The following is a 20,366-nucleotide window of genomic DNA, read 5'->3' on the forward strand; positions in this document are numbered from 1 at the left end:
AGTGGAGCCTGGACGGATTGCGAGGGGTCACATGGCACCACATCCACGTCTCAGGATGTGAGACATCGGCATGGGACGGAGTGAACCGTTCAGTGCGCTGGCGGCGGCCGATTGGCCAGTGCGGCGGTGTACCGGGCCGTCCGACGCAGCGCATGCCGTGTCCTGCGCAGGAACCCGATGGGCTGCCACAGCGTGATGGCCAGGGCCAGCAGCCACCACAGCCGCCACGCGTCCGCACGCGCGGCGCCCGCATCGCTGATCAGGTCCGGGCTTGTCCCGCCGAACAACAGCACCACCAGCATCATCCCCAGCCAGGCCAGTGGCCACAGCGCGCCGCTCGGCGGATAGTGGTGGTGGTCCTCCACGCGGGACCAATGCGGTCCCGCACCCAGTACGACGCCGTCGCTCTCGCGCACGTCCAGCCGCACGCATCTGCCGCTGACGAAGTGCCCGCTGCCCAGCCACTCCGCCGGCAGTTCAATGCGGCGGTCACTGCCGATCAGCCACAACGGCGGATGCTGTGGGTGCAGCGCGAAGTCGGCGAGCCTGCCGCGGACCTGCAGGACACGCTGCGGCACCGCCGGCCCGCGTCGTCGCGGCCGCGACAACCAGAGCGCAAGCGCGGCGATCGCGAGCAGCGGACTGCACAGCAGCAGCTGCAACCAGAACGGCGAGTCGTCATGCAGGGCGGCCGCTGCTCCGAGGGCCAGCAATGCCACCAGCAACCCCGTCCAGCGTGGGGGGCGGTGGCGGCGAAGACGGACTTCCGCAGCATTCTCCATTCGCATGCCAAGTACTTCACTGGGTGCCAGCGAATGCACCCGGTGTCGCCGGGGCCGCAGGACGAGGGGTTCGAAAGGGGCCTCCTCGACCGCAGCTGCGCGGTCGGCTCGCCGCTGTGCGCCGACGATATGGAAGCCGTTCAGACGCACGACCACGGCCATGCCATCGGCCAGTACCACCTCGGCGTGATTGTCGGTGGCGATGTGGCGCCAGGCATCGAAGGGCAGCAGGACCGGGATCTCCCCCAGGTCGGCATGATTGATCGCGCGCGCGCCGAACAACGAGGCATTGCCGAATGCCCCGGATACCACGCGGACCTGATGGTCGTGGGCGCAGCCGGTCAGTGCGCGCACCACGGCCAGGGCTGCGTCTTCGTTGTCGCTGAGCACGCGGCAAGGTGGCTGCCGGCGCAGCTCGGCAAAGGCCCGCCTGCGGCGCGACGCCCATTCGGCACGGGCGATCAGCACCATCGGGGCCAGCAGGAACACCAGGACCAACGCCAGCGCCGGCGACATCAGCGGTGCCCGTGGCGTGGACGGCGGGAGGGGAGCGGCATGGGCTTCATCGACAGCGGGTGCAGGGCAGTCCGCAGACTGGGTTCTTCTGCCTGCAAGGGGAATGCAAGTAGTTGCAGATCGCGGTCGGGGTCACCACGTAGGGGGCGCCGATGGAAGCTGAACACCGGCGCAGGTCACAACGAAATCTGAAGCCGGCATCCGTATCCTTGAGCGCTGGACGCAACCAACAGGGCGGATGGCTGTGGCACGACGTGGAACGCAGGGAGCACTCCTGGCCGGCCTGCTGCTGGCGGGTCTCGCGCAGGCGCAGCAGGCCGCACCGGCAGCGGCGCGTGATCCCGCGCCCGTTCCCCCCGCAGATGCGCCGGCTGCAACCACCGCACCGGTCTCCACCGCCTTGCCGCAGGACAACGTCACCACCCTTGGCGAAGTGCGTGCGCTCAAGCCCGATGACGAGCCGCTGGACCTGTACCGCTTCAAGAACCCGGTGAAGTTCGGCGACAACCGTTTCAGCCGCGACTGGAGCGAGCCACCGTCACCCGAGCAGGTCAGCATGGGCGGCGGCTACATCATGATGGGCGTGGTCAAGGGCGTGCTGGCGGCGGGTCGGGGCCTGAACAAGCTCACCGGCGGCCCCGACCAGATCCAGTCCGCCATTGCCCGGCCGCCGCCGGAGCTCAGTGCCGAACAGCAGCAGCGTGCGCTGCGTTTCTGCCAGCAGCAGGATGGCTGTGATCCGCCGGCGGTGAAGTAGGCCGGTATATCCTGCCGGTTCCTCAACCGGTGGCGCTGCCATGTTCCTGCGTTCGTTCTGCCTGCTGGCTGCATTGCTGCCAGCGTCCGCCTTTGCTTCCGGCATCGCCGGTGATGGCGCCTGCCGCAATGGCGCGTTCCCCTCCGAACAGAGCCAGTTCGCGCTGGCACGCGTGGTCGATGCGCCGCGCCTGTACCTGCTCGGCGATATGGACGGCTGCCCGGAAAAGGGCGAGCCGGCCTGCCGGCAGCGCAGCTACGTGGTCAACGGCGATACGGTGGTGACCGGTCGCGACCTGGGCCGCTACCGCTGCGCGTTCTTCCCGAACAAGGTGGGCGGCAGCGCCGGCTGGGTCGACCGCAGCAAGCTGCAGCCGTTGCCGGTGGCCGTGCCAACGCTGCAGGACTGGACGGGCCACTGGAAAGATGGCGACAACGGCCTGCGCATCACCGTGCAGGGTGGACAACTGCATGTGGATGGCGACGCCTACTGGCCCTCTGCCAACCCCACGCCGGAACAGCGCCCGTATGGGCCGAACCTGGGCCAGGTGGAAGCACGCGCAACGCCGCGCGGCGCCGATGTGGAATTCGTTGAAGACACCTGCAAGGTGCGGGTGCACTCGCTGGGGGATGTACTGGTCGTGGCCGACAACAGCGAGTGCGGTGGCATGAACGTGCGCTTCAATGGCGTGTACCGGCGCGCTGGCAAGCGTTGAAGGACGCATGACGGATGGGGTCAGAGCCCTTTCGTGGACGAAAGGGATCCGACCCCGGGCTCAGCGCCGTCGCTCCAGCCACCACAGCAGCGAAGCGCACAACGCGAACGCCAGCCACCAGGGCCAGCGCGAGCCCGGCACGGGCTGCATCATCGCCGTGTTCGTCGGCCTGCTGACGGCCAACGCCTGCGAGGTCGCGTCGATCATTGCCTGCCGATGCAGTGCAGGTGCGTCCTTCGGGTCGAACACATAGCGCCAGACCGTGATGTCGCCGTGCTGCAGGCGCTGCCAGCCCGCCTCGCGCGGCCACCAGCCGGCGCAGCGCAGGGCCGACGTCGCGCCGTCGACGATCAGGGGCACGCTGTCGCCGCGTGCGTTGAACACCTGCAGTGGCGCCTTCACGCCGCACAGCGCCTGCCGTTCGCCCGCCCAGCTGAGCGCCTGCGTCGACCACAGCGCATCACCGCTGCCCTGCGCACGCGCCAGCGTGGCGACCACGCTGCTCCAGAGTTCACCGTGGCGGTCATCGCGCCCGGCCAGCACCCAGCGCCAGCTGTCGGTGATGGGCAGCAGGCCGATGCGGCCCTTGCCGGCAGCGCGCCAGCCGCCGACCGCCTTGCCCGTGCCATCCTGCAGCAGGGCGTTGCTGCCCGGTGCCTGCAGCGCGAGTGCTTCCAGCGCAGGCAGGGGAGCATTGTGCGAGCTGCGGTCCGCCTCTTCGCCGTAGCCGGTCGGCAGCGTACCCGCGGCGAGTGGGCCACGCCGTGCGGCGAGGACCGCGCTGTCGCCGTCGCCGGGAAGTTCGAGGGCATGGCTGCTGCCGTCGCCTTGCACCGGTAGGCCCAGGTCGTGCAGGCGCTGGCGCGCGCTGGCTGCAGGTGCGCCTGCACTGCGCACCAGAACGCCGAGCCCGTCGCGCAACGCCTGCCGCACGGCAGCCAGCTGGCCGGCACTCAATGCGGCCAGGCTGCGCTCGTCCAGCAGCAACAGATCGCTGCGCGCGAGTGACGCTGCATCCAGCGCGACCGCGCCATCTCCCACGCTGACGCCCGCCCCGGTATCGGCCTGCACCTGCACGCGGATGCCGGTATCGGCGGCCCAGCGGCGCAGGTACTTCAGCTCCGGGCCCGGCGCACTGGCACGCACCAGCAGGCGCAGCGGTGCCGCCGGCAGGGTCTGCTGCGGTACCGGCGTGCTGTCCACCACATGACCCTCGGCATCGAGCAGGCGCAGCTGGAACACGCTGCGGCCTTCGGCACGGGCGATGCCGCTGAGCTGCACGTGGCCGTCCTCGGCAACGTCGACGCGATCGACCACGCTGTCGGCGGGGTCAAGCAGTTCCGCCCTGGCCTTGGTGACGCCGTGCGCCTGTGCATGCACGTCGAAGCGTGCGCCGGGTGTGGTGTCGGCGGGTGTCCGCAGTGCGATCCACCCGCGCGGCGGCGCTGCCGGCTGCCAGCGCACGTCGCGTGGCAGTACCGCGTCGCGGTCACGCGCAACCAGGCCGGCACCGACCAGGGTGAGCGTGGAGGCCGGATGCTGGCGCAGCGCGGTGGCCAGGTCCGGCACGCGCTGGCCACCGGGCACATCGGTAGCTTCCGGCAACAGCAGCAGCGGGCCTGCGCCGGTCGGCGGCGCGCCGGCCTTGCCGGCATCGAGTCCCAGCACGACCAGGCCGACCGCAGGTTGCTGGCGGGTGGGGGGGGCCAGGCAGAAGTACAGCAGCGTGGCAGCGATCAGCTGCAATCCAATCACGATCCACTGGCGGCCACGGCGCGTGGCATTGCCACGCAGCTGGCGCACGCTGGCGATGACCACGATCAGGGCGAGGGCCAGCGCAATCCACAGGTTCACGGCGGAGGCGTTCATGGCTGCGCCTCCAGCGCATCAAGGTACCGCTGCCCCATCGCATCGGCGGCGTTGCGCCGCATCGCCTGCGGCAGTGGCCGCTGCAGCGCCCGCCACAGCTGTGCGCGCAGGCGCTGGCGGCAGTCGCGGCAACCGGGTTCGATGCGCAGCTGTTCGATGGCGGCGGCCAGATCCAGTGCATCGGGCAGGTAGGCGGCATTGCGCTGCTGCCAGGTGGCGAGTGCATCGAGATCGGGGGGGGCCGTGTCATCGCCGAGGCGTTGCCAGGCTTCGATGATGGCCGGGTCGGGCGGTGTGCGTGCGGCCAGCGGTAGTTCGCGACTGGCCAGTCCGGCGCGATCGCCGCCCAGCCGGCGGCCCTCATCGATCGGTGGCAGCTCCGGCCCGACCCGCGCCAGGTAGATGCGTTCGGCCTGCTGCACCTGCTTGATGAAAGCCAGCGCCTTGTAGGCAAACGGCAGCGCCTGCTCTGGGCGGCCCTGGCGCAGCTCGCCTTCGGCTGACCACATCTGGTCCAGCGCGGCCTTCAGCGTGGCGCGCGTCTGCGGGTCGAGCAGGGTCGCGGCCTCGGCATGGTCATGGGTGTGGCCGTACTCGGAGAGCACATCGGTGGCGCCGCCGAACACCGGTGGCGCATCGGCATTGGACGTCTTGCCGCCGTGATCGTGGCCATGCGCGTCGTGCGCTCCGGCCTCGGCGCCATGATCGTGATCGTGTTCGTCGTTGTGGCTGTCTGCAGCCGGTGCATCGCTGGTGGGCAGGTCGCTGGTCGGCGGCGGCTTGGGTGCGCCCTCGCTCTCCTCGCCCAGGAACTGGCCATAGCGCAGGCGCAGGATGCGCTGGTCGACACCGATCGCATCGCTGCGCTTCACGAAGTCCTCGGCGGCGAGGCTGCGACGCTGCCGGATCAGTGCTTCGGCATCGATGATGATCTGCCGCTGGCTGCGGAAGTAGGCTGGAAGGGTCTTCTTGATGCGGCCTTCCAGTTCGGCACCGAGCGCGACTTCGGCGCTGGGCAGGCGCAGGATCACGCTGCTGCTGCGCCCGGTCTGCGGTGTTGGCGCGTGGTTGTCGCGCACTTCCAGCTGGGCGATGACATCGTTGCCCGGTTGTGCGCCCAGCGCAGCCAGATCAAGCGTGTGGGCGAAACGCCGCGCGGCGGCTTCGCCACTGCCGGCAAGCGTGACGCTGCGTTTCACGAAGGTGATGTTCTCACCGCTGCCCTGGGTGGTGGTGATCGACAGCGTTGCCTGCGCGGCTACGCCGTAGTCGTCGCTGGCTTCGAAGCGCAGCGACCACTGGCGTTGCCCGGGCGTGCCCAGCACCAGGCTGGCGGCCGGCTCCAGCACGCGTACGCTGGGCGCGCGGTCGGCGACCACGTCCAGGCGATGCAGGCGGGTTCCGGCCAATGCCGGTTCGCTCACCACGCGGTACAGCACCGGCGTGCGCGCCACGTCCTGTGCCTGCCACTGGCCGTCGTGTTCGTTCAGCGGCAGCCGGCGACCATCGTGGAACTGCAGCCATGCCTTGTCCGGCGCGCGATCGAAGCGCAACGACCACGACAGCCGGCTGTCGGCGGCGACCTTGGCATCCAGTGCGTTCTGGGTAAGCGTGGCCTGGCCGGTATAGGCTGGCGCGTCGATGCGCAGGCGGGTGGACTGCAGGTGCAGTGGGCCCGCGGAAGCCGTGCTGCCAGGCGCCGACGCACGGGCTGGCGCGGAGCCGGGGCTGGAGCGTGGCCAGCCGACTGCCAGCGCAACGATGGCCGGGCCTGCGATCCAGCACAGCGCCAATGCCCAACGCGGCCAGCGCGGACGCAGTTCCGGCAGCGCACGTTCCAGCGCGGCCAGCACGTGCGCGCGCTGACGCTGCTGCAGCGGATTGAGCATGGCGGCATCGGCGAATAGCAGGTCGGCACTGTCCTCGCTGGCGCCGCTGCCATCGAGCTGGCGCTGCAACCACAGCTGGTCCAGCTGGCGGGAGCGTGCCGTGGCGAGCGCTGCGCAGGCGAGCAGGCCGACAGTGCCAACCACGCAGGCGATGTCGAAGCCCGCCAGGCGCAGCGCCAGCGCCGTTGCGGCCAGCGCCCACGGCAGGCCCAGCAGCAGGGTGATGAGTGCACGGCGGCGGCGCGCGCGTTGCCAGGCGTGCTGCAGGGTGTTCATGCGGCCACCCTGCGTCGGCGACTGCTGGCCATCCAGCGCTCCAGCGCGAACAGCAGCACGATGGCCAGCAGCAGCCACGGGGTGAGCTCGCGCAGCGGCGGCGTTGCCGCAGGCAGTGTTGCCTGGCGGGGTGCCTGGTCCTGTGCATCGCCGAGGCGTGGCAGCGGAGGCGGTTGCAGGGCCAGCAGCAGGGCACGCGGCAACTGCGGATCGCGCAGCGCAGCATTGCCTGAGGCATCCCAGTCGCCGGGCAGAGACAGCAGGACACCGTGGCCGATGCGTTGCCGCCACAGCAGCGGGGCGCCCTCGGTGTTGCGCAGCAGGATGCTGGCCTCGGCGGCAGGCTTGCCGGCAGTCACTACATGTCCGCCGTCTTGCAGCCACGCCTGCCAGTTCGCCGGCAGTGCGCCGTCGCGGCTCCATACGCCGATCTCGCCGCGTTCGGGCAGCGCATCCGCCACCAGAGGAGCGAGCGGCGCCTGCACGCCCCACGCGCGCTGCAATGCATTTAACCAATGCTGGGCGGTGGCCGAAGCATCGCTGTGCACGCGCAGGCGCGGCGATGTTGCGGCACGCGGTTGCGCAGCGACCGGCATCGGCTGCGGCCGCCACTGCACCTCGCGCGACAGCTGCAGGCGTGCGCCGTCCAGGCCGGTCAGGGGATCGGGAACGTGCACGGTCACTGCGGTGCCCGCGGGCAGTTGTGCGTCCAGTTCGCGCAGCAGGCTGGGCAGGGAGGCCGTGGACGCAGGTGGCACTTGATCAATGGCCGGGAAGCCGGGCGCCAGCCAATGCCAGTTGCCCGCGTCGGCGACGCCGCGCAGAGCGGTCGCGTCCAGCCCTGGAGCAACGACCGTCCACGCAGTGGGGGCTGGTGCAGGCCCGGTCAACGCAGGCCGTGCAAGGAGCAAAGCCAGCGCGGCAAGCAACAGCAGGCGCACCAGCAGCAATGGCCAGTCATCGAAGCGGATGCGCTGGCGTGGCCGGATCTGTGCGCGCAGCCAGCGCAGCGCGGCGAAATTCAGCGGTGTGTACGGATGGCGGCGGGCCAGGTGGATCAGCAGCGGCAGCAACCCTGCAGCGAGCGCGGCCAGGCCCAAAGGGAACAGCAGGTTCATGCACCGCCCCCACGACCGAACAGCGCCTGCAGTGCCTGGTCCAGCGGCTGGTCGAGCCAGCCGGTGGCACTGGCGATGCCGCTGGCCTGCAGGCGCGACTGCAATGCGCTGCGTGCGTCAGCGAAGCGCTGCAGGTAGTCGGTGCGGATCGCCGCGCCATCGCCCAGCAGTTCCTCGCCGGTCTCCGGATCGCGGAAGCGATGGCCGGCGTCGAATGGGAAGTCGCGCTCGTCGGCGGTGAGGATCTGCAGCAGCGCCACTTCGCGGCGCGCGCTGGCCAGTTGTTCCAGCAGCGCGATGCCGGCTTCGTCGAAGCCGTCGCCAACTGCCAGCAGCAGGTCGCCCGGGCGTACGCGCTCCCACAGGGGACGCAGTCGATCGGCCGCAGGCCAGCCACCGCGTGCCTGCAGGGCATGCAGTTGCAGATGCACGCGATCACGCTGGCGTGCGCCGTTCGCTGCGGGCACCAGTTGCAGTCCATCGCCATTGATCGCCAGCAGGCCGAAACGGTCGCCCTGCTGCAGGGCCAGCTCCACCACGCACGCGGCCACGCCGCGCATGTGGTCCAGGCGCGTGCGCTGCGGTGCCACGCGATCGGCCTGGCCGGCCGAGGCGGTGGCATCGAGCAGCAGCCAGACCGTGATCGGGCTTTCGCGTTCGGATTCGCGCACGAAGAAGCGGTCCGAGCGTGCGTACAGCTTCCAGTCGATCTGACGCAGCTCGTCGCCCGGTTCGTAGGCCCGGTACTGGGCGAATTCGAGGCCGGCACCGCGGCTGCGGCTGGCGTGCTGGCCGATGCCACTGGCACCGCTGGCCAGGCGCGGCCGCAACCGCAGCATGCGCAGGCGCGCACGCAGTTCCGGTGGCAACGTCAGCGGGGCACCTGCGTTCACGCGTGGCTCAACCCGGGAACGGCACGGCCTGCAGCAGGGCGGCGACTACGTCGTCGGCACGCTTCTGCTCGGCCTCGGCGGCGAACGACAGCAGCAGGCGATGACGCATCACCGGCGCGGCCAGTGCCTGCACATCCTCGCGGGTGGCGGCGAAGCGGCCCTGCAGCAGTGCGCGTGCTTTCGCCGCCAGCACCAGCGACTGCCCGGCGCGCGGGCCCGCGCCCCACTTCACCCACTGGTTGATCGCTGCCGGTGCGCCTTCGCCTGGACGGCTGGCGCGCACCAGGCGGGTGATCCAGGCCAGCACATCCGGGCTGACATGCACCTGGCGTACTGCGGCCTGCAGGGCGATCACCGCTTCGGCATCCATCACCTTCGGCACCGCGTCGGTGGCACCGCCGGTGGTCTGTTCCAGGATCTGCCGTTCCTCGTCCTCGCTGGGGTAATCCACCAGCACGTGCAGCAGGAAGCGGTCGAGCTGTGCCTCCGGCAGCGGGTAGGTACCGGCCTGCTCGATCGGGTTCTGCGTCGCCAGCACGAAGAACGGCGCGGGCAATGCGTAGGTGGTGCCGGCGTAGCTGACCGTGCGCTCCTGCATCGCTTCCAGCAGCGCGGCCTGGGTCTTCGGCGGGGTGCGGTTGAGTTCGTCTGCGAGCAGCAGGTTGGTGAAGATCGGGCCCTGCTGGAAGCGGAAATGGCGATGGCCGGTGCCGTGGTCTTCCTCCAGCAGCTCGGTGCCGAGGATGTCGCTGGGCATCAGGTCCGGGGTGAACTGCACGCGCCGGAACTGCAGCTCCAGCGCCTGCCCGAGCGAGCGCACCAGCAGGGTCTTGCCGAGCCCCGGCGCGCCTTCCAGCAGGCAGTGGCCGCCGGCGAGCAGGCCGATCAGCAGCTGCTCGACCACGGTGTGCTGGCCCACCACTGCGCGTGCAAGCGCGGCGCGCAGCGCATCCAGGCGCGGCAACAGGGAATCGAGGTCGGGGGAGGTCATGGGCGTGCAGGTCCTATCAATTGTTCAACGCGTACATCACGATGTTGACGCCGAAGCGGGTGTTGTCTTCGGCCAGGAAACGCTTGTTGCGCCAGTCGTAGTCCCACTCGCAGCCGTAGTCCTTGTTGCTGTACAGCAGGCCCAGGCGGCCGTCGACCTCGATGCCCTTCAGGTAGTCGTGCACCAGGTCGTCGCCCCAGCCGTTGAGTTCGAAGCTGGTGGCGGGCGGGCCATCCGGGAAGCGGAAGAAACTGCGGTACAGCGCGTGGCTGTTGGGCAGCTTCTGCAATGCCTTCGGACCGAACAGGCGGCCCATCTGTGCCTCGAACGAGGTGGCGAACAGCCCATCGATATCATGGTTGCAGTCGTCGACGAAGACGAAGCCGCCATTGCGCACGTAGCGCACGAAGTTCTGCCGCTCGGCGGCATTGAACTCCACCAGCGTGTGCCCGGCCAGGTAGCAGAACGGCGCTTCCAGCATGCGCGGGTCGGCCAGCGCCACCACGTGTTCCTGCGGGTCCACGCGCAGCGAGGTGTAGTCGATCAGCGAGGTGATCAGGTTGGACGGCATGCGCGCGTCCACGTCCCAGTCACCGGAGTCGTACTGCAGCCGGGTGAACCAGAAGTCGTAGCGTGAACTGCGCGGGCCTGACTGCGCCCAGGCTGGCAGCGCCGCCGCCGAAGCGGCAGCGGCCAACCAGCGCAGGCAGGCCCGGCGATCCATCAGACGGCGTCGGACAGCGAGGTGAAGGTGAAATCGCGCAGCTTCATCGGCGGGATCATCATCACGTAGCTGGATTCATCACCGGCCACGCGCACCGGCTTGCCCAGCTCTTCGATGTTGTTGAGCATGATCACCGGCGACTCGTTGAAGCGGAAGTTCTTCACCGGGTGCTTGATCTGGCCGTTCTCGATGTAGAAGGTGCCGTCGCGGGTCAGGCCGGTCAGCAGCACGGTCTGCGGATCGACCATGCGGATGTACCAGGTACGGGTGACCAGGATGCCCTTCTGGGTGCCGCGCACCAGCTCGGCGGTGCTCTTGTCGCCACCGCTCATCAGCAGGTTGCCCGGCGAGGCCTTGGCGGTCTTGCCCTGCTTCTGCGCCCAGAAGCGCGAGTAGTCCAGGTTGGCGACCTTGCCGTTCTCGATGATGGCCATGCGCTCGCGCGGCAGGCCTTCGTTGTCCCACGGCAGCACCGGTGCATCCGGATGCCACGGGTCGGCGATCATGGTCACGCGCGGGTCGTAGACCTGCTCGCCCAGCTTGTTGCCACCGCCCTTCTTCGACAGGAAGCTGCGGCCTTCATCGGCCGAGCGTGCGCTGAAGAAGTTCATCATGAAGCTGATCAGGCCCGCGGCCGCGGCCGGCTCCAGGATCACCGTGTACTTGCCCGGCTCCAGCGCCTTGGCTTCGGCCGATTCGGTGGCCTTGCGCATGGCGATGCGGATGTCCTGGTCGGCCTTGAAGTCGGCGGCATCCTTCAGGTTGCGGCCGACCCAGCCCGAACCGCGGCCATCTTCGGTGCGCACGGTGCAGGTGTAATCGAAGTTGGTGGTGCGCTGGTAGGCGAAGTTGCCGTTGCTGTTGGCGGTAGCCTGGAAGCCCTGGCCGTCCTCGAGGAAGCCGGCGGCGATCAGGCCGTGGCCCCGGCACGGGGCGATCGAATCGGCGGCAACCTTGGCGCGGAACGCCGGATCGATCGCAGCGGTGGATTCGCTGAAGGTCGGGCTGGCGCGGTAGCTCTGCTTGCCGATGGCCGGCATGAACTCCGGGTTTTCCGGGGCCAGGCGCGCCAGGTCTTCGGCACGGCGCACCACGCGTTCCAGCGCGGCATCGTCGAACTCATTGATCGAGGCAGTGCCGACGCGCTTGCCGAAGGCGACGGTGACCGCCAGCTCGGTGTTGTCGACGATGCCGCTGGTGGAGACATTGTTCAGCGCGAAACGGATGTTGCCGCTGATCGCGCCGGCCAGCACGGCGGTGCACTCGTCGGCCTTGGACAGGGCGATGACCTTGTCGAGGATGGCCTTGGCCTGGGCTTCGGTGAAGATACTCATGGTGTAAGGGCTCCTGACCGGTCAGCCGAGGCTGCGTGCGGTGTTGATGACGTTGATGCCGTTGAAGCGCGCGGTCGACGAACCGTGCGAGACCGCCGAGACCTGGCCGGGCTGGCCCTTGCCGTCGAAGAACGAACCGCCCAGGCGGTAGTCGCGCTCGTCGGCCACGGCGGTGCAGGCATTCCAGAACTCCGGCGTGCGGATCTGGTAGGCCACGTCTTCCAGCATGCGGGTGATCTGGCCGTTCTTGATCTCGTAGAACAGCTGGCCGCCGAACTGCGCGTTGTAGCGCTGCTGGTCGATCGAGAACGAACCGTCACCGATGATGTAGATGCCGTTCTCCACGTCCTTGATCAGGTCGGGCACGCTCAGTGGCTTCTTGCCCGGTGCCATCGACACGTTGGCCATGCGCTGGAACTGCACGCTGGACCACGAGTCGGCATAGCAGCAGCCGTCGGACTCGGTCTTGCCGAGGATGTGGGCCTGGTCGCGGATGGTCTGGTAGTCCACCAGCTTGCCGTTGCTGATCAGGTCCCAGCGCTTGCACTTCACGCCTTCGTCGTCGTACGCCACCGCGCCGAGGCTGCCCGGCTGGGTCTTGTCGGCGAAGATGTTGACCAGCTCGCTGCCGTACTGGAAATGCTGCTCGCGCTTGTCCAGGGTGGCGAAGCTGGTGCCGGCGTAGTTGGCTTCGTAGCCGAGCACGCGGTCCAGTTCCAGCGGGTGGCCGATCGACTCGTGGATGGTCAGCCAGGTGTGCGACGGATCGAGCACCAGGTCGTACTTGCCCGGCTTCACCGACGGTGCCTTCAGCTTCTCCTGCGCCTGCCTGGCGGCGGCGATGGCGTCCTCCTTCATGTCGTAGGAAGAACTGTAGTTGACCACGCCATTGGGGCTGACCACCTTGCCGGCGGTGGCGCCATCGAGGTACTCGTAGCCCAGGCCCATCGGCGAGGACAGGCCCGAGCGGGTGCGGAACTTGCCGCTGGTCTTGTCGATGGCGGTGACCGTCATCGGTGCCCAGATGCGGTGCACGTCCTGGTCGATGTAGGAACCATCGGTGGACGCGAAGTACTTCTGCTCGTTGACCAGGAACAGCATCGAGTTGACGAAGCTGGCACCGGCGCCCATCGCGGCGGCGTTGACGTCCAGCAGCAGGCCGACCTTGTCCTTGATCGGCACCTCCATCGCATTCTTGCGGATCGGCGTGCGCCAGCTCACCTCACCCACGCCCGGCGTCTTGGCCAGCTGCACGGGGGCGGTCTGCACGCCGGCATTGGCCTTGGCGATCGCCGCGGCCTGCTGCGCGGCCTTGGCCACGTCGGCGGTGCCCAGCGCATTGGTGGCGGCGAAGCCCCAGGCACCGTTGACGATCACGCGGATGCCCACGCCGGTGGACTCGGTGTTCACCACGTTCTGCACCTTGTCCTCGCGGGTGATCACGAACTGCCGCAGATAGCGGCCGATACGCACGTCGCAGTAGGTGGCACCGGCGCTGCGCGCGGCCTGCAGGGCGGCGTCGGCCAGGCGCTTCTTCAGCGCCGGGTCGAGGCTGGACTGCAGCTGTTCGGCGGCGATCACCTTGCCGAAGAAGGAGGGCACGATCAGCCCGCCCGCGGTAAGCCCGGTCAGGGCCAGGAAGTCACGTCTTTGCAAGGCTGCTCTCCATGTCGAAGGATGGGTGGCTCAAGCGCCGAGACTGCGCGCGGTGTTGATGATGTTGATGCCGTTGAAGCGGGTGGTGGACGAACCGTGCGAGACCGCCGAGACCTGGCCGGGCTGGCCCTTGCCGTCGAAGAACGAACCGCCCAGGCGGAAGTCGCGTTCATCGCAGATGGCGGTGCAGGCATTCCAGAATTCCGGCGTGCGGATCTGGTAGGCCGCATCCTCGACCATGCCGGCGATCTTTCCGTCCTTGATCTGGTAGTACAGCTGGCCGCCGAACTGCGCGTTGTAGCGTTGCTGGTCGATCGAATACGAACCGCGGCCGTGGATGTAGATGCCGTTCTCCACGTCCTTGATCATGTCCTCGACGCTGAGCGGCTGCTTGCCCGGCGCCAGCGAGACATTGGCCATGCGCTGGAACTGCACGCTGGACCAGGAATCGGCATAGCTGCAGCCATGCGATGCATCGCGGCCGAGGATGTGGGCTTCATCACGGGTGGCCTGGTAATCGACCAGGATGCCGTCGCGCACCAGGTCCCAGCGCTGGGTCTTGACGCCTTCGTCGTCGTAGCCGACTGCACCGAGGCTGCCGGGTTGGGTCTTGTCGGCGAAGAAGGTAACGATGTCGCTGCCCCAGCGGAAACCCGCATCGCGCTTGTCCAGCGTGGCGAAGCTGGTGCCGGCGTAGTTGGCTTCGTAGCCGAGCACGCGGTCCAGCTCCAGCGGGTGGCCGACGTTCTCGTGGATGGTCAGGAACAGGTTGGACGGGTCCAGCACCAGGTCGTACTTGCCGGGCTTCACCGACGGCGCCTTCAGTTTCTCGCGCGCGTGGCGGGCGGCCGCAATGGCGTCCTCGACCGGGTCGTAGGAATCGCGGTAAGCGGTGATGCCACCGGGCAGGTGTACCTTGCCGCGCGCATCGCCATCAAGGAACTCGTAGCCCATGCCCATCGGCGAGGACAGGCCGGCACGGGTGCGGAACCTGCCGCTGGCCTTGTCGATGGCGGTGGCGGTGAACGGCAGCCAGATGCGATGGATGTCCTGGTCGATGAACGAGCCGTCGCTGGAGGCGAAGTACTTCTGTTCGTTGACCAGGAACAGGGTGGAATTGATGTAGTCGGCACCCGCATTCAGCGCGGCGGCGTTGAGTGCCAGCAGCAGCTCGACCTTGTCCTGGATCGGCACCGCCATCGCGTTCCTGCGGACGGGCGTCTGCCAGCGCACCTCGCCGACCGAGGGCGTCGGCGCCAGCTGCACCGGCCGGGTCTGGATGCTGGCGTTGGCACGGGCGATTGCCGCAGCCTGCTCGACCGCAGCGCGCACGGCGGCCTCGGTCTGCTGATGGGTCGCGGCAAATCCCCAGGCACCGTTGACGATCACCCGCACGCCCACGCCGGACGATTCCCGGTTGGTCACATTGCCGACCTGGTGCTCGCGGGTGATGACCGATTGGTTGAGGTAGCGGCCGATGCGCACATCGCAGTAGCTGGCCTTGGCCGTGCGTGCGGTGGCCAGCGCCACGTCCGCCAGGCGCCTGCGCTGGAGGGTGTCGACCGGGGCGAGCAGTTGCTCGGCGGCGATGGCACGGGAATGCGGCAGCAGCAGGCCCGCCAGGCCCAGACCGGAAAAAGCCAGGAACTCGCGTCGTTGCACAGCGTTTCTCTCTCTCGCTTGCGTGCGGCCGGCAACAGGCCGAGCCGATCACGTCAACTGCCTGACTTTCGCCAGCGCAGCGCGTCCGGGCAAGTGACTGCAGTCATGGTTGGGGAGGGTTTCGGCAGGGCTTGCAGCCCTGCACCTGCTCAGAGCCGGAGCAACAGCAACAGCGGGCATTCCGTGGGTTGGCGGGGCGGTGTGGGTGGGCAGGACACGCCGTAAACCCATCCATGGGGGCTCGATGGCGCCATCCATGGCGCCAACGGTCCTGCCCACCCACACCGCCCCACCTCTGACAGATCGTTGCGGCTGTTGGTGGGTGTCGACCTTGGTCGACACATCTGTCAGATATCGAAATGAATCCGGGGTCAGATCCGTTTTCCTGCGGAAAACGGATCTGACCCCAAGAGCCGGTCCAACAGACCGCAGAAAACTGTCGAAGGCGGGGTGGGTCCGGTTGCGGGGGCGTAAGCGCCATGGATGGCGCGACCGAGCCTCCAGGGACGGATTCACGGCGTCCCCCGCAACCGGACCCACCCTGCCATCCCACGGAATGCCAGCTTTTGACGTTGCTTCGGCCTTTGCCGTTGCTCCTGCGGGTGCAGGGCTGCAAGCCCTGCAGACACCCCCTCATGCACAATGGGGCCGACCCCGCCTGGACACCGTCCTGATGTCGAGCAAGCCGTATTCAGAAGCCTGCGAGCGCAACCGCGAACCGATCGCCGCCGCACTCGACCCGTGGATGGGCGACCGTCACCGGCTGCTGGAAATCGGCAGTGGTACCGGCCAGCATGCGGCCTTCTTCGCCGAGCGTTGGCCGTGGCTGCGCTGGCAGCCCAGCGACCATCCGGACCATCTGCCGGGCATCGAGGCCTGGCGCGCGGAAGCAGCGCTGCTGAACCTGCTGCCGCCGGTGGCACTGCAGGTGGAGCTGCCGCCGGCGACCGGCCTGAGCCTGCCGGAAGGCAGCATGTTCGACGCCGCATTCAGTGCCAACACACTGCACATCATGAGCTGGGAGCACGTGCAGGCGCTGTTCGCCGCGCTGCCATCGGTGCTGCGGCATGGTGCGCTGTTGGCGGTGTACGGCCCGTTCAACTACGGTGGCCGCTACACCAGCGACAGCAACGCGCAGTTCGATGCCTGGCTGAAGGCGCGCGACCCGCGCAGCGGCATCCGCGATAGCGAAGCGGTGCAGGCGCTGGCCGCCGACCACGGATTCACCCGCCTGGGCGACGTGCCGATGCCGGCCAATAACCGCCTGTTGCTGTGGCGGCTGGGGTGACCCGCCGGTAGTGCCGGCCGCTGGCCGGCAACCGAGTGCCAGGATGGCTGCCGGCCAGCGGCCGGCACTCCCTGTTTCGCGGCGTTACGCCACCTGCACGATGTGCAGCGCCTTTGGATTGCGCCACTGGGCGAGCAGGGCGGCTTCGCGTGCCTTGGCCTGCTCGAAATGCGCTTCCTTGACGTGGCCGAAGCCGCGGATGTGCTCGGGCACGCTGGCGATTTCCACCGCCAGCGCCAGGCGGTCGTCATCCAGGCCGTCCAGCAGCACCTGCACGGTGGCTTCGTAATCGCCGATCAGCTTGCGCTCCATGCGGCGTTCCCCGGTGCGTCCGAACACGTCGAAGCGGCCACCACGCAGGAACTTCAGCCTGGCCAGCAGGCCGAAGGCCTTGAACATCCACGGACCGTATTCCTTTTTCAGCAACCGGCCCTGCTCGTCCTTCTTGGCGAACAGCGGCGGCGCCAGGTGGAAGCGCAGCTGGTAATCGCCTTCGAACTGCTGCTGCAGACGGCGCTGGAAGTCGCCGCTGGTGTACAGGCGGGCCACTTCGTACTCGTCCTTGTAGGCCATCAGCTTGAACAGGTAGCGGGCCACGGTCTCGGTCAGCGCGGTGGAACCGCCGATGCGGTCGGCTTCGGCGGCGCGCACGCGCTCGACCAGGCTGCGGTAGCGGTTGGCGTAGGCGGCGTCCTGGTACTCGACCAGGAACGCGGCGCGGCGCTCGATCATTTCATCCAGCGAGCGCGACAGGCGGGCGTCGTCCAGCGGCAGGAACGCAACATCGCCACCGTGCGAGGGCAGGCCACGCAGTTCGCGTTCGTCGCCGGTATTGCGCGGCGCCGCAGTGGCGCCCCATTCGTTGCCCTCCCACTCGCCCGGCGGCAGCGGATGCAGCGGGCCCGGGGTGGATTCGGTATCGGTGTGGCGGTTGCGCACCAGGCCGGCGGCCTGCTGCACGGCCTGCGGGTCGACCACGGCCAGGCGGCCCCAGGCGAAGGCCTGCTGGTTCATCGCCACGGCGGCGCCGTTGAGCTCGATGGCGCGCATCAGCGACTCGAACGACAGCGGCACCAGGCCCTGTTGCCACGCGTAGCCGAGGATGAACAGGTTGGCGGCGATCGCATCGCCCAGCAGCGCGGTGGCCAGCTGGGTGGCATCCAGCAGCAGCGGCTCCTGCCCACCCAGTGCCACGCGCACACCGGCCACGATGTCGGCGGCGGGGAACTGCATGTCCGGGCGGGTGGTGAAGGTGCCCGGCATCGCTTCATAGGTGTTCAGCACCACCTGCGAACGGCCGGCGCGCACCTTCGACAGCGCCCAGTAATCGTTGACCACCACCATGTCGCAGCCCAGCACCAGGTCGGCCTCGCCGGCGGCGATGCGCACGGCGTGGATGTCTTCAGGGCGACGGGCAATGCGGATATGCGTGGTCACCGCGCCGCCCTTCTGTGCCAGGCCGGTCTGGTCGAGCACGGTCGCGCCCTTGCCTTCCAGGTGGCCGGCCATGCCCAGCAGCGCACCGATGGTCACCACGCCGGTACCGCCGACGCCGGTGATCAGGATGTTCCAGGGCTGCTCAAGCGTGCCGCGGAGGGACGGTGCCGGCAGGTTGTCCAGCAGCGTGGAGGCATCGCGCTTGCTGCCCTTGCGCGGCTGTCCACCGTGCACGGTGACGAAGCTCGGGCAGAAGCCGTTCACGCACGAATAGTCCTTGTTGCAGTTGGACTGGTCGATCTCGCGCTTGCGCCCGAACTCGGTTTCCTTCGGCAGTACCGACACGCAGAAGCTCTTCTTGCCGCAGTCGCCGCAGCCTTCGCAGACCAGCGAGTTGATCAGCACCCGCTTCTGCGGGTCTTCCAGCTTGCCGCGCTTGCGGCGGCGGCGCTTCTCGGTGGCGCAGGTCTGTTCGTAGATCAGGATCGAAACACCCTTCACCTCGCGCAGGCGCTTCTGCACGTCATCCAGTTCGCTGCGGTCGTGGAACTCGACATCGCTGGGGAAGTGCTCGCGCTTGCCGGTCCACTTGCCGATGTTGTCCGACAGCACCACGATGGTGTGGATGCCTTCGGCGCGCATCTGCTTTGCGATGTCCGGCACGCTCAGCGGGCCGTCCACCGGCTGGCCGCCGGTCATCGCCACCGCATCGTTGTAGAGGATCTTGTAGGTGATGTTGACGCCGGCCGCGACTGCCTGGCGGATCGCCAGCGAACCGCTGTGGAAGTAGGTGCCGTCGCCGAGGTTCTGGAACACGTGCGGGGTGTCGGTGAACGGCGCCTGCCCGGCCCAGGTCACGCCTTCGCCGCCCATGTGGGTGAAGGTGTCGGTGCTGCGGTCCATCCAGGTCACCATGTAATGGCAACCGATGCCGGCCAGCGCGCGCGAGCCTTCCGGCACGTTGGTGGAGGTGTTGTGCGGGCAGCCGGAGCAGTAGTGCGGGACGCGCGGGAAGCTGGCGCGCGGCAGCGCAAGCTCGGCTTCCTTTTCCTGCATCCACTGCAGGCGCTGCTCGATCGACTCGTTGTTGAAGAACTTCTGGATGCGGCGGCCGATCACGCCGGCAATGGTGGCCGGGGTCAGTTCGCCGGTGGATGGCAGGATCCACTCACCGCTCTCGTCGTACTTGCCGACGATCGACGGGCGCTGGCCCCAGCTGGCCGGCCAGTTGAAGAACTGTTCCTTCATCTGGCGCTCGATGAAGGCACGCTTCTCCTCCACCACGATGATGTCTTCCAGGCCCTGCGCGAAGCGCGCGATGCCCTGCGGCTCCAGCGGCCAGGTCATGCCGACCTTGTACACGCGGATGCCGATGTCGGCGCACGCGGCTTCATCCAGGCCCAGGTATTCCAGCGCCTGCAGCACGTCCAGGTAGCTCTTGCCGGTGGTGACGATGCCCAGCCGCGCACGCGGCGCGTCCATCACCACCTTGTCGATGCCGTTGGCGCGGGCGAATGCCTGTGCGGCCTTCACCGCATAGCGGTGCAGGCGCATTTCCTGGTCCAGCGGCGGGTCCGGCCAGCGGATGTTGAGGCCGCCCGAGGGCATTTCGAAGTCTTCCGGCAGCACGATGCGGCGCGCCATCGGGTCGACCTCGACCGAGGCCGACGATTCCACCGTTTCGGCGATTGTCTTGAAGCCGACCCAACGGCCGGTGTAGCGGCTCATCGCCCAGCCCAGCAGGCCCATGTCCAGGATGTCCTGCACGCCGGCCGGATTCAGCACCGGCATCATCGCGCTGACGAACTCATCCTCGCTGCCATGCGGCAGGGTTGAACTGCGGCAGGCATGGTCGTCGGCGGCCAGCGCCAGCACGCCGCCGTAGCGCGAGGTGCCAGCGGCATTGGCGTGCTTGAACACGTCGCCGCAGCGGTCCACGCCCGGGCCCTTGCCGTACCACATGCCGAACACGCCCTGCACGTTGGCGCCGGGGAACAGGTTGGTCTGCTGGGTGCCCCACACCATGGTGGCGCCCAGGTCCTCGTTCAGGCCGGGGGTGAACTTCACCTTGGCCGCGTCCAGGTGCTTGCGCGCGCGCCACAGTTCCAGGTCGAAGCCGCCCAGCGGGCTGCCACGGTAGCCACTGACGAAGCCGGCGCTGTCGATGCCTTCGTGCGCGTCGCGCAGCCGCTGCATCAACGGCAGTTTCACCAGCGCCTGCACGCCACTCAGGTAGATCCGCCCCTCGTTGCGGGTGTACTTGTGGTCGAGCGTGTAGTCACGGTCGATCAGGTCGGCGGAAGAGGGCGAAGTGAGTTGCGCGGTACTGGTCATGGCTGGCCCGGTCAGGATCGGCTGGCACCGGCCGCGTGCAGGCACGCGGCGGGAAAGGCGCGAATTGTAGCAGCGAGGCCCTTCCGCCCCGGCACTCGCGCCGGCGGCCATGCTGGGGTTAGGAT

General features: G+C 68.5%; 14 protein-coding genes. 3 read left to right on the forward strand and 11 right to left on the reverse strand.

Annotated elements, in window-relative coordinates; translation table 11 throughout:
* Positions 1-89: 89 nt before the first annotated feature.
* On the reverse strand, positions 90-1,298 hold the full coding sequence (locus tag ACZK1G_RS00375) for a hypothetical protein (protein WP_101764659.1): 1,209 nt from the start codon (positions 1,296-1,298) through the stop codon (positions 90-92).
* Positions 1,299-1,536: 238 nt separating this feature from the next.
* Here ACZK1G_RS00375 and ACZK1G_RS00380 point away from each other — a divergent pair, with 238 nt between their 5' ends.
* The gene (locus ACZK1G_RS00380; protein WP_101764660.1) at positions 1,537-2,055 is read left to right on the forward strand and encodes a hypothetical protein; all 519 of its coding nucleotides are present in this window, start codon (positions 1,537-1,539) and stop codon (positions 2,053-2,055) included.
* Positions 2,056-2,095: 40 nt separating this feature from the next.
* Positions 2,096-2,770 (forward strand): hypothetical protein, encoded by a 675-nt coding sequence (locus ACZK1G_RS00385; protein ID WP_197622187.1) that lies wholly within the window; start codon positions 2,096-2,098, stop codon positions 2,768-2,770.
* A 60-nt stretch (positions 2,771-2,830) separates the two neighbouring features.
* Here ACZK1G_RS00385 and ACZK1G_RS00390 read toward each other — a convergent pair whose 3' ends face one another.
* From ACZK1G_RS00390 to ACZK1G_RS00430, 9 genes are read right to left on the reverse strand one after another with little or no spacing between them, the layout of a single operon-like run.
* The gene (locus ACZK1G_RS00390) at positions 2,831-4,639 is read right to left on the reverse strand and encodes a hypothetical protein (RefSeq protein ID WP_101764662.1); all 1,809 of its coding nucleotides are present in this window, start codon (positions 4,637-4,639) and stop codon (positions 2,831-2,833) included.
* Positions 4,636-6,804 (reverse strand): hypothetical protein, encoded by a 2,169-nt coding sequence (locus ACZK1G_RS00395; protein WP_478447919.1) that lies wholly within the window; start codon positions 6,802-6,804, stop codon positions 4,636-4,638. Before ACZK1G_RS00395 ends, ACZK1G_RS00390 begins: the two co-directional genes overlap by 4 nt.
* Entirely contained in the window at positions 6,801-7,922 is a 1,122-nt protein-coding gene (locus ACZK1G_RS00400; RefSeq protein WP_101764664.1) for a BatA domain-containing protein, read from the reverse strand. Before ACZK1G_RS00400 ends, ACZK1G_RS00395 begins: the two co-directional genes overlap by 4 nt.
* A complete protein-coding gene (locus ACZK1G_RS00405) occupies positions 7,919-8,815 on the reverse strand; it encodes a DUF58 domain-containing protein (protein ID WP_101764665.1) in 897 nt (298 codons plus the stop codon). Before ACZK1G_RS00405 ends, ACZK1G_RS00400 begins: the two co-directional genes overlap by 4 nt.
* Positions 8,816-8,822: 7 nt before the next feature.
* Entirely contained in the window at positions 8,823-9,806 is a 984-nt protein-coding gene (locus ACZK1G_RS00410; RefSeq protein WP_075675726.1) for an AAA family ATPase, read from the reverse strand.
* Positions 9,807-9,822: 16 nt separating this feature from the next.
* Positions 9,823-10,530 (reverse strand): DUF4159 domain-containing protein, encoded by a 708-nt coding sequence (locus ACZK1G_RS00415; RefSeq protein WP_014035491.1) that lies wholly within the window; start codon positions 10,528-10,530, stop codon positions 9,823-9,825.
* The gene (locus tag ACZK1G_RS00420) at positions 10,530-11,864 is read right to left on the reverse strand and encodes a TldD/PmbA family protein (RefSeq protein WP_014035492.1); all 1,335 of its coding nucleotides are present in this window, start codon (positions 11,862-11,864) and stop codon (positions 10,530-10,532) included. Before ACZK1G_RS00420 ends, ACZK1G_RS00415 begins: the two co-directional genes overlap by 1 nt.
* A 21-nt stretch (positions 11,865-11,885) precedes the next feature.
* Positions 11,886-13,520 carry a TldD/PmbA family protein gene (locus ACZK1G_RS00425; RefSeq protein ID WP_049443614.1) on the reverse strand — a complete coding sequence of 545 codons (1,635 nt, stop codon included), beginning with the start codon at positions 13,518-13,520 and terminating at the stop codon, positions 11,886-11,888.
* Positions 13,521-13,550: 30 nt separating this feature from the next.
* Positions 13,551-15,182: a TldD/PmbA family protein gene (locus ACZK1G_RS00430; RefSeq protein WP_197622185.1), complete on the reverse strand. Its 1,632-nt coding sequence runs from the start codon at positions 15,180-15,182 to the stop codon at positions 13,551-13,553.
* Positions 15,183-15,855: 673 nt separating this feature from the next.
* On the opposite strand from ACZK1G_RS00430, the gene ACZK1G_RS00435 reads away from it, so the two are divergent.
* Positions 15,856-16,470: a DUF938 domain-containing protein gene (locus ACZK1G_RS00435; protein WP_101764666.1), complete on the forward strand. Its 615-nt coding sequence runs from the start codon at positions 15,856-15,858 to the stop codon at positions 16,468-16,470.
* Between the two features lie 84 nt (positions 16,471-16,554).
* Here ACZK1G_RS00435 and ACZK1G_RS00440 read toward each other — a convergent pair whose 3' ends face one another.
* Complete coding sequence (locus tag ACZK1G_RS00440) at positions 16,555-20,241, reverse strand: indolepyruvate ferredoxin oxidoreductase family protein (protein WP_101764667.1); 3,687 nt, start codon at positions 20,239-20,241, stop codon at positions 16,555-16,557.
* Positions 20,242-20,366 lie beyond the last annotated feature (125 nt).

The sequence above is a fragment of the Stenotrophomonas sp. 109824_Sma genome (genome assembly GCF_056480025.1).